We start from the raw sequence: 13,673 nt of genomic DNA, 5'->3' as shown, positions 1-13,673 counted from the left end.
TTTCTTTATGGTCTTTGGTCCGCCTGCTAACATCCACGGCTTTTCCATTTCATTTATTCACCGGTTCTAGAGAAACGTGCAATTCTTTCACCTATTTCATCTCGAACACGTTGGAAGGTTGCCCATTTCTCTACATCAGTTCCTTCCGCTTTTGCCGGGTCATCAAAGCCCCAATGTTCACGTTTAACATGCGGTGGTGTCATAGGACATTTGTCAGCCGCATCCCCACATAATGTAACGACAAAATCAGCATTATTCAATATATCTGGGTCAATGATATCCGATGTTTGATTGGAGATATCCAACCCAACCTCATTCATTGCTTTTACTGCTTTGGGATTTAACCCATGGGCCTCGATTCCTGCACTAAGCACCTGCCATTCGTCACCTAAATATTTCTTCCCCCATGCTTCTGCCATTTGGCTTCTGCAAGAATTACCTGTACATAAAAAGTATAGCGTTTTCTTAGCCATGCGGTTTCTCTCCTTTGTTTGTAAAGTAAGGTTTAATGAATAATTTGCAGCCATATATATAAGCCGACCAATGTGATGAATAACGTTGGGATGGTTAAGATGATTCCTGTTTTAAAGTAGGTTCCCCATGAGATTTTCACGCCTTTTAGTGAAAGGACATGCAGCCACAATAACGTAGCCAAAGAACCAATCGGTGTAATTTTCGGTCCCAAGTCCGAACCGATGACATTTGCATAAATAAGGGCTTCCCTAATCGCACCAGTTGTATTGGTACTATCAATGGCAAGAGCGTCTATCATGACCGTCGGCATGTTATTCATAAGTGATGAAAGAATGGCTGCGATGAAGCCCATCCCGACAGTAGCAGCGAATAATCCTTGATCGGCGGTAACTTGGATAAGGTCAGCTAAAATGTTCGTCAATCCAACGTTTCTCAATCCATACACCACGACATACATACCAATGGAGAAAAACACAATCGCCCATGGTGCGCCTTTTACAACGGTCTTGGTATTTACAGCTGGACTTCGTCTTGCCATAAACAAGAAGAATATGGCGATAATACCTGCAATGATGGATACAGGAATGTTCAAAAATTCACTGATAAAGTAGCCTACCAACAGAACACCTAAAACAATCCCAGACACGCGAAACATTTTCACATCCCGAATGGCATCGACTGGCTTCTTCAATTGAGCCATATCATAATTCTTCGGAATGCTCTTTTTAAAGTACAAATATAATACCAGGATGCTTGCTGCTAATGAAAATAGGTTGGGAACGATCATTCTAGAGGCGAATTCAATAAACCCGATATCAAAAAAGTCAGCAGAAACAATGTTGACCAGATTACTTACCACAAGCGGTAAGGATGTAGTGTCCGCAATAAACCCACTCGCGATGATAAATGGGAAGATCATTCTCTCTTCCAACTTCAGGTTCCGAACCATTGCCAATACAATCGGTGTAAGGATAAGAGCGGCTCCGTCGTTTGCGAAGAAAGCAGCGACTAAGGCTCCGAGAATGCTCACATACACAAACATCCTTACTCCATTTCCCTTGGCCGCTCTAGCCATATGCAAGGCTGCCCATTCAAAAAATCCAATCTCATCTAAAATAAGGGAGATAATAATAATAGCAATGAACGCCAACGTCGCGTTCCATACAATACCCGTAACGGTTATAACATCCTTGAAGTCAACGACCCCAACGAGTAAGGCAAGTACCGCCCCCCCGCATGCTGACCAGCCGATTGACAATCCCTTTGGTTGCCAGATGACGAATGTCAATGTCAGCAAAAAGATGATACTAGCTAATATAACTGTACCCAATTATGTTCTCCTCCTCGTTAGTCACAACAAATTCGTTTTCCTTGTGCAGTTAATTCTTCTACTTTAAATGCTTGACTTGGCAAATCCTTGATAACCGTTTGAATAAATGAGTAATACGAGGATGTTTGATTTAACGAGTAAAATATCCATTGTCCCCTTCTCGCTTCATTCACGATCCCGCCATCTTTCAACTTTCGTAAATGCTGGCTTATAGCTGGCTGGCTCATCTCGAATAGATCCACAAATTCACAGACACAACATTCATGCTCAGACATGATCTTAATCATGGTCAAACGGGTTTTATCACCTAGTAATTTAAGAATGTTTGCCGTGGTTTCTATATCCAACGCCTCATTCATTGCATTTCATCCCTCCTAGCCCAAGTTAAATAAGTATATGCTTATGTAATTATTCAACATTATTGTATAAGCATATTCTTATTTAATCAAGCATTAAATATTCAACCATATAATTTCCTTACTTTAATATTCAGCACTTCAAAGAAATTATAAAAGACCAGCCTTGTTTCAGACTGGTCTTTCTATTTCATTCACAACAAGAATTATTTTTGATCTCCAATCTCGCTAGAACGGGGCTGCCACAGCAAGAACCATCCTTCGTTTCATTTGCAGGAAGATCAGAATCGCAAGAATTAGATGCAAGATTCACACTGCAAACTCCTGTTTCAGGGAGTTCCAAGTGTACTTCTTTTGCCGCCTCTACATCCCCTGTGAGATAAGCCACTACCGAACGGACTTGTTCGTAGCCTGTCGCCAATAGGAATGTAGGTGCTCTTCCATAACTCTTCATGCCAACAATATAAAAATTCTTTTCAGGGTGCCTTAATTCTTGTTCACCATGCGGTCGCACGGTTCCACAGCTATGAATATTGGGATCAATTAGCGGAGCTAGCGCTTCTATGCTTTCCACAGCTGAATCAAGGTTTATCCTTATTTCATTTAAAAAGGATGTATCAGGTCTGAAGCCCGTACTCACAACGATTTCATCGATATCACTGAGTGTGAATTCTTCTCCGTCAAGTTCTCCCACCACTGTGATTTTATCGTTTGTTGGGTACACTTCATTAATATGAAAGGGAATAAGAATATTGATTCGTCCAGACTCCACTAATTGCTGAATTCTTATGCCCAACTCTCCACGAGCGGCCAAGCCGTCGTTTTCTTGTCCACCGTACACTTCATGGATTTGTTTTTTACGAAGAACCCAGTAGATCTTGGTATCCGTAAATTTTTGCTGTAAAATGGCCAGATCCAATAAGGCATTTATGGCAGAATGGCCGCTTCCGATTACCACGGTGGTTTTATTTTGATATCTGTTTTCCAGTTGTTCGATGTTCGGGATGCCATAGTGGATTTGATTGTGTAATTTTCTCTCGGCATTCGTCCAGATACCGTTGGAAAGGATCGGGTTCGGATTGGTCCAAGTACCTGATGAATCAATCACTGCTTTCGCTTCAATCACTTTTGTGTCACCATTCACTTCTACATACAATTGAAAGGGAACCGTGTCCCGTTTTCCTGTTTTCAACTTATCGTGAGCCTTTTTGGCAACACCGACTACTTTTGCCTGTAACATAATCCGTTCTTTTATTTCTGGAAGGTTACTTAGCGGCAGAAGATACTCTTCTACCAATTCGCGACCTGTCGGCAAAGCTTCTTTGTTGGGTGAAGCCCAACCAGCGTTCTCCAGTAATTCCTTTGCTGTTTGATCGATGTTATACTGCCACGGAGAAAACATTCGGACGTGTCCCCACTCCAGCATGCTCGAACCAACGGAATCCCCCGCTTCCAATACGATAAACTTCTCGCCTTTTTTTAGTAAGTGGGCGGCAGCGGCCAGCCCCACAGGACCTCCGCCTATAATTGCTACGGGTAATGCATTTTTATCGAATTGAACCATGATTATTCCCTCCTAAATCCCTTTAAAAAGTTGTAATTTACAAGTATTATCGAAAATTATACTACCCCCAAGGAGTAGTACAGCATACGGAAGACTTCAGCATTTTATCATTAAGCAATTTCAGGGAACGCACGACGGATTCCTTTTCAAACTCATTCATCGTCTTGAAGATTTCATTCAAATAATCATTCATTTGCTGATCGATGGTTTGATTGATTTTCACGCCTTCATCGGTCAAAGAAAGGATAGAAATTCTCCGATCTTTTGCATCAGGTGTTTTAGTGACCAAATTCAATTTTATTAGCGATTGGATTTGTCGACTGAACGTCGTAATATCCGTTCCCAATGTTTCTGCAATTTGCTGGATGGAAGCCTTATTTTGTCGGTTTATTTCATACAGGATATGGCTTTGAACGAGGGATACCTCAATTCCATCAGCGCTGCAGCAATTTTTATTCAATAATCCAAAACGTCTAGTTAAGAGTTGGAAGAGACCTCTAAGGTTTTCATTTTCCATTACTTTCACCTCACTTTATTTATACGCTAATTATTTGCATTTTGCAACTATTCGATTCAACTATTTTTTCTTTTATTTTTTTAGCTTGTTAAAAGCCGTCGTGAAATTTCGGTGAGTTTGCTCGCCATAATAACACGCTTCGCCTTTAAAAAAGTTGGTTTTAATGAATTCTTTTGCCTTTTCCACCACAGGTTCACGAGAAGCTAAAACCAGCTTGAAATAGGCATCAAAATAGCCAACAGACAATACGCTTGAATGGTTAACTGTCATAATCCTCTTACCCCCTAATTGTTTACAGTAATTTCTCCATAGCCATCACATCGACAAATTCACCGTCTAAAATTCCCTGGTTCTTAAACACTCCCACTTCTCTATACCCCCGTTTTTTGTACAATCCTTGCCCCATCTGGTTAAAGGGAAAAGTGAATAACACAATTTTATTGAAGGCATTTTCTTTTGCGAGCTTTTCGATGGATTGCAGCAATAAACCGCCAACCCCTTTTCCACGATGATCTCTTGAGATATAAACGGATAAATCGGCAACCCCTTTATAAGCATCACGACTGTTATATGGATTCAAGGAAGCCCAACCGACAATTTCCCCATCTTGCTCGGCGACAATCAGCTTATATCGCCCGATATGCTTGGCAAACCATTCCTCCATGTAGGCTTGATCCTTCGTTTCCGTTTCCAACGTGGCAATTCTATCCTCAATCCCTTGATTGTATATATCTTTGACCGATTCCAAGTCTGTTTCCATCGCTTCACGAATGATCATGCCTTTCCCCTTTCGTTTGCCAAATGATTTTTTAATATTCTTAGTTGATTTATAACATCAATAGTTGCAAATTACAAATATTTTTTTTTATAGAAAGGATCACTATACGAATAAAAAGTGCTTGAAACAAGAAAACTGCCGAGTGACCGGCAGTTTTATCAACTTTATAAATATTTCCGGTGAATGCCTTTTCCATCATAAGAAAACAGGACTTCTTTTCCTTCTATGACTGATTCCATATGCACGGAGCGCCCCCAAAGCTGATGGATATATGGCATGACTTTTTCGAGATATTTCAGATCCAGCTCAATATCTTCATACCAATGTTTTAGATAAAGTTCCCCATTACGCATGAAGTCCCCATCGTTAACTGTGATATAAGGGAAACCTCCGTTAACCCTCATGCTCACAAGTTGATCACGTACATGTTCCCATGCCTTATCGACGATTTTATAATCCTTCCCCTGCTTTTGGAAAAGGTACATATCCTCCCGCATGACAAGATCCTTCGTCAAATAATTGCGGAGAAAGGAAATATCCGATTCGATTTCCCTGACTTCGAACATCTTTTCCCGGCCAGATCCTGGCTTGACGCCGAGCCTGATCATTTCTTCGGTCGGATTATCATAGCGTTCTTCAATATCTTCAAGCACTTTCAAGCCTAGATAATAAGGATTGATGCTGGTCCGTGAAGGCTGCACGACACCTGCGTTCAGTTTCGCGAATTCAATCGCTTCCCCTGAGGATAGATCCAATTCACGGATAATGCGCTGATGCCAGTAGGATGCCCAGCCTTCGTTCATGATTTTCGTTTCCAGCTGCGGCCAGAAATATAGCATCTCTTCCCTGATCATCGTCATGATATCCCGCTGCCATTCGGTTAAATCCCTGCTGTACTGTTCTATGAAAAGCATAATATCCTTTTCTGGCCTTGGCGGGAATTTTTTTCTTTTTTTAATGTTGGATTTCTGCGGTTTATCCTTATTATCAAGATTCCATAAATCATCGTATTGTGTGGCAGTCGGTTTTATTTCCTCTTCTTCTTCCTCATCTTCCATCGTCCAGGCAAGCTTCGGTCTCATCAGCGACGGATCGATATGTTCCTCAATGGCTAAAAGTGCATCGAGGAAGGTTTCCACTTCCTTTTTGCCATGCAGGATTTCATATTCACGGATTCTTTCTGCCGTTGCCGACATACTTTCTACCATATCCCTCTTGGTATTATTGAAACGTATATTATTCTTAAAGAAGTCACAATGCGCCAAAACGTGGGCAACAATCAATTTATTTTGTACAAGTGAATTGGAGTCCAGCAGAAAAGCGTAACAAGGATCAGAGTTAATGACCAGTTCATAGATTTTACTTAATCCAAAGTCGTACTGCAGCTTCATTTTATGAAATTGCTTTCCAAAGCTCCAATGAGAAAAACGGGTCGGCATCCCATAGGCACCAAATGTATAAATGATTTCTGAAGGGCAAATTTCATAGCGCATCGGGTAAAAATCCAACCCGAACCCCGTTGCTATTTCTGTAATTTCACTAATGGCATATTCCAGAGCCTTTTGCTCCGCTTCATTCATCCGATATCCCCCTTGTCTTCCGCCTTTAAACTAATGTATGAAAAAAAGGAGGAAAAATGCCGTGATCATGAGTAAAGGTCCTCGATAACAGAAAAAAACACCTCCATGAAGAAGATGTCAGGCCAAATGTTTCATGCAGTTCTGCACTCAATCCCTTTGATATTAAAATTTCGCTAATTCCGGATTCACAGCCTCTTTTTTCATTTTTGAACGGACCCAGGAAATGATGAGCGCTGCAATGATGACAAAACCTAAGTATCCTGTGATTGGGTATACCGTCCCAACCAATTTAATAAAGCCAACGAAACTTGCAAGGAAGGCGAGAATCCCGACTATAATCACGGATAATTTAAATCGTTTCGTTTCCGCAGGCACCAGCCTGGCGGTGAATGCATACAGCATCCCGACAGCTGTATTATAAATCATTCCTAAAAGGATGATTGATAGGATAAATCCCAACCATGGAGAAATCTGATTCGCTAAATGAAGGGTAGGCATACCAGAGCCTTCTATGCCCTTCAAGTCGGACATCATCCCCATATTAATCAAAAATAACAGGATCCCCAATCCGATCCCCCCCAGGATTCCTCCCATTCCAGCCTGTTTCTTATTCTTGAAGGTCCCGCCCATTACGGCCAGCATGGCAATTCCGGCAGTCATATTATATGAAACATAAAGTAATGAACCCATCAACCAATTTCCGGTAGCAGCCGTTCCTTTACTTGAAGATGAAATGATTTGATTGAAACTTAGATTGGATGTGAAAAATGAATAACCTGAAATAATGATCATGATAACGAATAAAAACGGTGTGACGGCACTAATGATGGACATTATTTTATTAACATTAAGTAAAAGCGTACCGATCGTGAGCACCGTCATGACGATTGCACCGACCATGCTTGGAATCCCGAATTGTTCCTCAAAAATCGTTCCTGAGCCGGCAATCATGATGACTGTAACGCCAAACAAGAAAAATGTGATGATAATATCGACCACCCTGCCTATATAGCGGCCGCAAATATGATCGATGATGCTTTTATGGGAACGTGTCTGGAGAGTGCTCCCCAACTGGGTAACTTGCATGCCCAAAAACGCGAATAAAACTGTCGCCACCACAATTCCCAATACACTGTAGATTCCAAAACTCGTGAAGAACTGTAACACTTCTTGTCCTGAAGCGAAACCTGCTCCAATGATGATTCCAATATATGCTCCTCCAAGATTTATACTGTTTTTCATATCTAATACCACCTTAATTATATGATTATTCTGACAATTTAAGTTATGAGAATATCTTTCCTTTCATCATTATCCTCCCAGCTTCAAGTTAACGGGCGATTGCCCATGAAGCCGGGAGGTCCTTTAATTCAACTCTTATTTATTTGTATATCTTTTACTATAGGAAGTGAATTCATCGACCGCAGTGTAATCTACTTCATAGCCAATGCCTGCCGCTTTTGGAACGGTTATGACCCCATCATTCACTGTAACCTCCGGTTGGATGATGTCTTTATGCCAATAATTCGCGGATGCTGCCGTATCACCAGGCATCGTGAAGTTATCAAGTGTTGTCAATGCGATATTATGGGCACGCCCCACACCAGATTCCAACATGCCTCCGCACCAAACCGGTACATTCCTTTCTTTACATAATTCGTGTATTTTCATAGCTTCCGTTAAACCGCCAACCCTGCCTATCTTAATATTAATGATTTTACAGCTTCCCAATTCAAGGGCTTTTCTCGCATCTTCGACGGAATGTATACTTTCATCTAAGCAAATCGGTGTTTTGATTTCCGCTTGTAATGTGGCATGATCGACAATATCATCCGATGACAAAGGCTGCTCGATCATCATTAAATCAAATTGATCAAGTTGTTTGAGTAATTCAATGTCTTTCAGCCGGTAAGCGGAGTTTGCATCTGCCATTATCGGAATATCGGGATATAGATTGCGCACTTCCCTGATTACGTCAACATCCCAACCTGGTTGAATTTTCATTTTGATTCTTTTATACCCATCCTTCAATCCAGCTTCTATCTTTGCCAGTAATTCAGGTACCGTTTTTTGGATGCCGATACTGATCCCAACATCGATCTTTTCCAGCTCCCCGCCTAAAGCCATACTTAAAGGGATATTCTTTTCTTTTGCGTATAAATCCCAGATGGCTCCCTCGATTGCCGATTTTGCCATATTATTTTTACGAATATGCGAGAACATATCCGATACATCACGAGGATGCTCTATTTCTTTATCCAATACAACCGGAATCAGGAAATCCTCCAGCATGTTCCAATTGGTTTTTATCGTTTCTTCGTTATACCAAGGTGCTGAAAATGCCACAGATTCAGCCCAGCCTGAAAGTCCCTCTCCATTTTTCACTTCCACAAGAATGAACTCCTTATCCACAAACGTTCCAAAGCTTGTTGTAAAGGGAGCTACCAAATCCATATTTAAATGACGTAAACGCACTTCCGTTATTTTCATCCCGATTCCCCTCTTATTCTTGTTTTTTTAATAAATAGTTTTGAATGTTTTCACCTTGTTCCCGTTCGATCCCGGCAGCAACATATCCTTTGGCAAAAAGAGCTTTGAATAATTCACCGGTTTTTAACCGCCAATCAATCGCAAGGTGAAGATCAGATTTTTTGATTTGTTGAATATCCGTCGGAATGGGGATGGCGATCACCTCGGCATTGGTTTCGAAATGATAATCCTTGATATAAGGAAAGCCTTGGTCATTCATTCCTGTCGTTACGATGTGTATGGCTTTATCAGGAAGCGGAGTCTCGTCCTTTGCTTCCTGCCGTATATTCCATTCCACCATGAATCGATCAGTGGAAAGTCCTTCATTGAGGGTATCCTTCATATTTCCATAACAATCTTCCATATATGTAGAGCATACAGCTTTTAGCTTACCGATATTCAAGTTTGCATTCACACTTTCCAATGGATCATATGTCCATGTGATCAAGTCGTAGCCCTTTTTGAGTGCTTCTTCTTTTTGTGCAAGTTTAAGTAATCTGCCGTAGCCCTTCTTTTGATGGGCCGGATGGATGGCTAACATATGTGAACAAAGATATCCCCTTCCGTCCTTGAATCCCGGGAAACTGTATTGAAACCCGACTAACTGGCCATTGATATAGCCGCCTAATACAAGCCCGCCGTTTTTGACTGCTGTAATCGTCTGATGGATGGGAACGCAATCCATGCCCCATACAAGGGCTTCCAGCCGCTGCACTTCTTGTAAATCCTCTAGTGCGGATAGGGATTTGATGATGAATTCATCAGTCATGTAAGGGGCCCTCCCCTCCATACTTCTCGAAAGTGAGTATGATGGCTTTGGCTAAGATTTCAATTCCAGATAACAAAGCTTCTTTGTTGAATGTCATGTTCGGATGATGGAGCCCTGGTGCCAAATCACAGCCCAATCCAAGCATCGTCGCTTTGAGTTCAGGTCTTTTCAACGTATAAAAATGAAAATCCTCTCCTCCTGTTGTAATGACAGGCGCTACCAAATTTTCTTCCCCAAGTGTATCGGCTATCGCTTCAGACATTATTTCCTGTGCTTGATCGTTCACGGTTGCTGCAGCAACACAGGTTCCCGGTTCGAGTTTCACTTCGACTCCATGGACAATGGCCAAAGATTCTGCAACCTTTTCCACCTTTTTGGTGAGCTCTTTCATCACTGCATTATCCTGTGCCCGTAAATCCAATGAAAAAGTGGCTCTCCCCGGGATGATATTGGAACTTTCGCCGCCAGCAAAAAACTGCGTCATTTTTACGGAATAAGGGATGGACGGATTGAGATGGATTCCATTTAACAAGGTGATGAATGCCGCTCCTATCTCGATGGCATTCTGCCCTTGATGCGGTCTGGCTCCATGCGCATCAGTTCCCGCTATTTCACCTTTAATGAACTGAGCGGCTCCATGCATAATGGCTGGCGCCGCTTGCCCATCTTTCACTTCCTCAACCGGTCTTAAGTGCACTCCATAAAGGAAATCGACATTATTCAATACTTCTTCTTCAATCATCTTCAAGGCGCCCGTGCCTTTTTCTTCAGCAGGTTGGAAAATGAATTTCAGCTTGCCTCTTGGACGAAAGCCCATTTCCTTCAATACAAGAAATACTCCAAGTGCCAAGGTCATATGACCATCGTGTCCACAGGAATGATTGGCTTGAAACGTCCCTTGCACCTCCTGCCAAAGCGCATCGATATCCGATCGTAATCCGACCGTGAAATCCCCATCCCCGATTTCGCCAACCACACCTGTACAGTCCTCGAATGTTTTTACTTTACACTGATTCCCCGTTAAAATATTTGAAATGAAAGCTGTCGTATTCACCTCATTCCAACTCGTTTCTGGATTTGCGTGTAAATGGTCAAAAATATCGAGTATACGCGGCCTTAATTTTTCGATGGTTTGTGTGATATCCATTTCTATCTCCCCCTTATATACCGGTTTAATGGGCTTGTTCACCAACTGATGGATGTTTTATCTCAAAAGAAATAATCGTCTTGATTGAACGCATCATATATAGCTTTTCTTTCTTTGAATCCTTGTTCATCCTTAATCGATACACCAGCTACTAAACTATTCAATAATGAGAATAACACTGGTGCCGTATCGATCGTGGAAGTCCTTGGTGTTGAAATGGGCAATAAAATGTCAGTGTATTCCGCAATCGGAGCCAGTTCGGAATCCGTAACCCCAATTACAAATGCACCCGCTTTTTTGGCCATTTCCGTTATTTTCACAGTCTCTTTAACATAGCGGTGAAAAGAAATGGCTACAAAAACGGAATTTTCAGTCATTTTATTCAACATTAAAAATATATCATCAGTATCAGGCCGATATAAATGAACCTCTTCCCTAACAAGCCTAAGTGTAAAGGTTAACCAATGTGCTGCCGAAAATGATAAACGGTGTCCGGATATCAAAACATTGTCAGCTGCCGCCAATTTATCGACTGTTTTGGCGAAATCTTCATTTGATAAATTTTTCATGGTCTTTTCGATGCTGATGATATCCTGCCCCATTACTTGAGCCATGAAGTTTGGCTGACTCGCGGCTTCAAGTTTTGAAGAATGATATTCATTCAAACTGCTGCTCTCGTATATCAACTGATTTCGAATAAGGTTTTGAAGCTCTGCATATCCGCTTAACCCCAATGAATAGCAAAAGCGGATGATGGTCGTTTCACTCACCCCAATGTCTTTTCCGAGCTTTTGAGCTGAAGTGACTGCAAATGTATGTGAATGCACCAACAAGTATTTTGCTACCTTTTTTTGACCAGTAGATAAACCAGGGAATACTTCTTTAACTTTTTGCTGTAAATCCATAAAACATCCCCTCTGAAGCAAGATATGAATCCAATACTTTTTATATGACAATATGAAGTATTAACTTCATTAATAATAGTGAGTATTTTATCACGGTCCTTTTAATAAAACAATAATATTCTGAATTTTTAATAATAAGATGGTGGCAATGTCCTTCAAGCACAAAAAAACCAGAGATGGACTCCATGGTTTCAGCTTGGCGAAATAAGATGGGGTTCGGAGTACGAGGATGGTTTTCAGTAGGCTAAAAGGGAGCGGATTTCTGAAAGAGGGTATGTGTAATGATTTCCACTCCAGGCACTCGCTTTCCGCGGGCGGTCCGCCCTTGGCGCTCCTTGCGACTGCGGGGCCTCCCTCGACACGCTTTTCCCGCTGGAGTCTCGTACCTTCCGTTCCAATCAACTGGAACTTTTTTCAAAAGAAATATTGTAGGGAAACTGGCTCTTCTCCAATTCGTCTACAGTCTGGGGGTTCCATCACTTTTTCGACAAAAGGAGTTTCGGATTGTCTCGCCCTGAACCAAGATAAAAATAAACTTGATTATCTTTCATGTTTTTTTATTGCCTAATCTCGTTGGATTGAAGAAATTTGCGACGCTCCTGCCGAATTTACCTGCTAGCCGAGACCCCTCAGACGCTTGCTTTGATGCGGCTTGGCAGACAATCGGCGGAAAGGGAGCGGATTTCTGCAATCACCTGAAATTTTCCAATAAAAAAACTGCAGGCAAACTGATTTTCATCAAGTTTGTCTACAGTCTGAAACCACGAAATGAACTCCGTTATTTTCCTCTATTTATTTTTTATGACGCTTTGCGTAGCCACACCGTTTACATAATTCTTCAACTGCACATCTTCTTGAGAAACCATCATACATATTTTTAGCCCGTTCACCATTTAAAATGTCTTCAAGTGATGTTTCGAATATATTTCCAAGCGGTATTTTCCCTTCACTATCCAAACAACAAGGTACGACTGTACCATCCACCAAGATACCTAACTGATCTCTAAGAGCATAGCAAAAAATATTTTCATCGATAATGTCACGGTCCAATTCCGGCCACTCGAATTTTTCGGCCATGTTTATATAAACCCGGTCCCTTAACTTAATATTATTCTTTTGCTGAAGAGCATCACTTAAGCGAATGTCCAATGAAAGCTTCTCCTCCAGCATGCTCAGAATATCATCGTTCAGGCCATTACTCGCTTTTAATTCAGCCGTATCCATATTCCATAAACGAATGGCACAAATCACTTCACTTTTTTCATTTGCTTCATTTATGAAATCGGCAATATTACTGACATAAGAGTCAAGACTATTGGTCGTATCGTTTGCCTCAAAGCTATGAAGTGAAATATTCACCTGCCGGAGGGCTTTTTTGGAGAGCAGCTTGTCTTTGACCTTTTGAATCAAAGTACCGTTCGTTGTAATATTAACCTTCAGGTCATTTTCAGCACTGATATCCAGGAATGTACCCAAATTTTTATTTAAAAACGGTTCACCCATCAGATGAAAATAAATATGATCGGTGTGTGGTTTGATTTTCTTGATAACTTCCGTAAACCCTTCAGGATCCATGAATTTCAGGGTCCTTTGCAAGCTGGAACTTGGGCAAAAATTACACTTCAAATTACATATATTCGTAATTTCCACATAAACTTTCTTAAACTTTCTCATTTTCTACTACCCCTACAATCAAGCTTATTGTTTCAATCTGATACTAACTA

General features: G+C 41.2%; 14 protein-coding genes. All 14 read right to left on the bottom strand.

Going from position 1 to position 13,673, the window contains the following annotated elements:
* Positions 1-53: 53 nt before the first annotated feature.
* The 14 genes from arsC to MHB45_RS02480 all read right to left on the bottom strand — a co-directional run bounded on the left by arsC (position 54) and on the right by MHB45_RS02480 (position 13,623).
* The gene (arsC, locus tag MHB45_RS02545) at positions 54-473 is read right to left on the bottom strand and encodes an arsenate reductase (thioredoxin) (protein WP_072272496.1); all 420 of its coding nucleotides are present in this window, start codon (positions 471-473) and stop codon (positions 54-56) included.
* 32 nt (positions 474-505) lie between these two features.
* The gene (locus tag MHB45_RS02540) at positions 506-1,804 is read right to left on the bottom strand and encodes an arsenical efflux pump membrane protein ArsB (RefSeq protein WP_048689702.1); all 1,299 of its coding nucleotides are present in this window, start codon (positions 1,802-1,804) and stop codon (positions 506-508) included.
* A gap of 17 nt (positions 1,805-1,821) precedes the next feature.
* Entirely contained in the window at positions 1,822-2,163 is a 342-nt protein-coding gene (locus MHB45_RS02535) for an ArsR/SmtB family transcription factor (protein WP_048689705.1), read from the bottom strand.
* Between the two features lie 187 nt (positions 2,164-2,350).
* Positions 2,351-3,724 (bottom strand): FAD-dependent oxidoreductase, encoded by a 1,374-nt coding sequence (locus MHB45_RS02530; protein ID WP_048689707.1) that lies wholly within the window; start codon positions 3,722-3,724, stop codon positions 2,351-2,353.
* 61 nt (positions 3,725-3,785) lie between these two features.
* Complete coding sequence (locus tag MHB45_RS02525; RefSeq protein WP_048689710.1) at positions 3,786-4,241, bottom strand: MarR family winged helix-turn-helix transcriptional regulator; 456 nt, start codon at positions 4,239-4,241, stop codon at positions 3,786-3,788.
* A 72-nt stretch (positions 4,242-4,313) separates the two neighbouring features.
* Positions 4,314-4,511, bottom strand: a complete 198-nt coding sequence (locus MHB45_RS02520; RefSeq protein WP_048689713.1) for a hypothetical protein — start codon at positions 4,509-4,511, stop codon at positions 4,314-4,316.
* 22 nt (positions 4,512-4,533) lie between these two features.
* Positions 4,534-5,019, bottom strand: coding sequence for an arsinothricin resistance N-acetyltransferase ArsN1 family A (locus MHB45_RS02515; RefSeq protein WP_048689716.1), 486 nt, complete (start codon positions 5,017-5,019; stop codon positions 4,534-4,536).
* 164 nt (positions 5,020-5,183) lie between these two features.
* Positions 5,184-6,599, bottom strand: coding sequence for a SpoVR family protein (locus tag MHB45_RS02510; RefSeq protein WP_048689718.1), 1,416 nt, complete (start codon positions 6,597-6,599; stop codon positions 5,184-5,186).
* A 162-nt stretch (positions 6,600-6,761) separates the two neighbouring features.
* On the bottom strand, positions 6,762-7,841 hold the full coding sequence (locus tag MHB45_RS02505; RefSeq protein ID WP_048689721.1) for a YkvI family membrane protein: 1,080 nt from the start codon (positions 7,839-7,841) through the stop codon (positions 6,762-6,764).
* A gap of 135 nt (positions 7,842-7,976) precedes the next feature.
* Complete coding sequence (gene menC / locus MHB45_RS02500; protein WP_048689724.1) at positions 7,977-9,089, bottom strand: o-succinylbenzoate synthase; 1,113 nt, start codon at positions 9,087-9,089, stop codon at positions 7,977-7,979.
* Between the two features lie 13 nt (positions 9,090-9,102).
* Positions 9,103-9,897: a GNAT family N-acetyltransferase gene (locus MHB45_RS02495; RefSeq protein ID WP_048689727.1), complete on the bottom strand. Its 795-nt coding sequence runs from the start codon at positions 9,895-9,897 to the stop codon at positions 9,103-9,105.
* Complete coding sequence (locus MHB45_RS02490) at positions 9,890-11,038, bottom strand: M20 peptidase aminoacylase family protein (protein WP_048689922.1); 1,149 nt, start codon at positions 11,036-11,038, stop codon at positions 9,890-9,892. Before MHB45_RS02490 ends, MHB45_RS02495 begins: the two co-directional genes overlap by 8 nt.
* A gap of 68 nt (positions 11,039-11,106) precedes the next feature.
* Positions 11,107-11,949, bottom strand: a complete 843-nt coding sequence (locus MHB45_RS02485) for a MurR/RpiR family transcriptional regulator (protein ID WP_048689729.1) — start codon at positions 11,947-11,949, stop codon at positions 11,107-11,109.
* A gap of 792 nt (positions 11,950-12,741) precedes the next feature.
* The gene (locus MHB45_RS02480; protein WP_048689732.1) at positions 12,742-13,623 is read right to left on the bottom strand and encodes a radical SAM/SPASM domain-containing protein; all 882 of its coding nucleotides are present in this window, start codon (positions 13,621-13,623) and stop codon (positions 12,742-12,744) included.
* Positions 13,624-13,673: the final 50 nt, after the last annotated feature.

This window comes from Peribacillus sp. FSL K6-5616, assembly GCF_038008245.1.
Taxonomy (GTDB): Bacteria; Bacillota; Bacilli; order Bacillales; family DSM-1321; genus Peribacillus; species Peribacillus frigoritolerans.
This window is presented reverse-complemented; position numbering and strand designations above follow the sequence as displayed.

Excerpts from the sequence above, each read along its gene's own strand:
- arsC (WP_072272496.1), bottom strand. The coding sequence starts at position 473 with ATGGCTAAGAAAACGCTATACTTTTTATGTACAGGTAATTCTTGCAGA.
- MHB45_RS02535 (WP_048689705.1), bottom strand. The coding sequence starts at position 2,163 with ATGAATGAGGCGTTGGATATAGAAACCACGGCAAACATTCTTAAATTA.
- MHB45_RS02530 (WP_048689707.1), bottom strand. The coding sequence starts at position 3,724 with ATGGTTCAATTCGATAAAAATGCATTACCCGTAGCAATTATAGGCGGA.
- MHB45_RS02525 (WP_048689710.1), bottom strand. The coding sequence starts at position 4,241 with ATGGAAAATGAAAACCTTAGAGGTCTCTTCCAACTCTTAACTAGACGT.
- MHB45_RS02520 (WP_048689713.1), bottom strand. The coding sequence starts at position 4,511 with ATGACAGTTAACCATTCAAGCGTATTGTCTGTTGGCTATTTTGATGCC.
- MHB45_RS02515 (WP_048689716.1), bottom strand. The coding sequence starts at position 5,019 with ATGATCATTCGTGAAGCGATGGAAACAGACTTGGAATCGGTCAAAGAT.
- MHB45_RS02510 (WP_048689718.1), bottom strand. The coding sequence starts at position 6,599 with ATGAATGAAGCGGAGCAAAAGGCTCTGGAATATGCCATTAGTGAAATT.
- MHB45_RS02505 (WP_048689721.1), bottom strand. The coding sequence starts at position 7,841 with ATGAAAAACAGTATAAATCTTGGAGGAGCATATATTGGAATCATCATT.
- menC (WP_048689724.1), bottom strand. The coding sequence starts at position 9,089 with ATGAAAATAACGGAAGTGCGTTTACGTCATTTAAATATGGATTTGGTA.
- MHB45_RS02495 (WP_048689727.1), bottom strand. The coding sequence starts at position 9,897 with ATGACTGATGAATTCATCATCAAATCCCTATCCGCACTAGAGGATTTA.
- MHB45_RS02485 (WP_048689729.1), bottom strand. The coding sequence starts at position 11,949 with ATGGATTTACAGCAAAAAGTTAAAGAAGTATTCCCTGGTTTATCTACT.
- MHB45_RS02480 (WP_048689732.1), bottom strand. The coding sequence starts at position 13,623 with ATGAGAAAGTTTAAGAAAGTTTATGTGGAAATTACGAATATATGTAAT.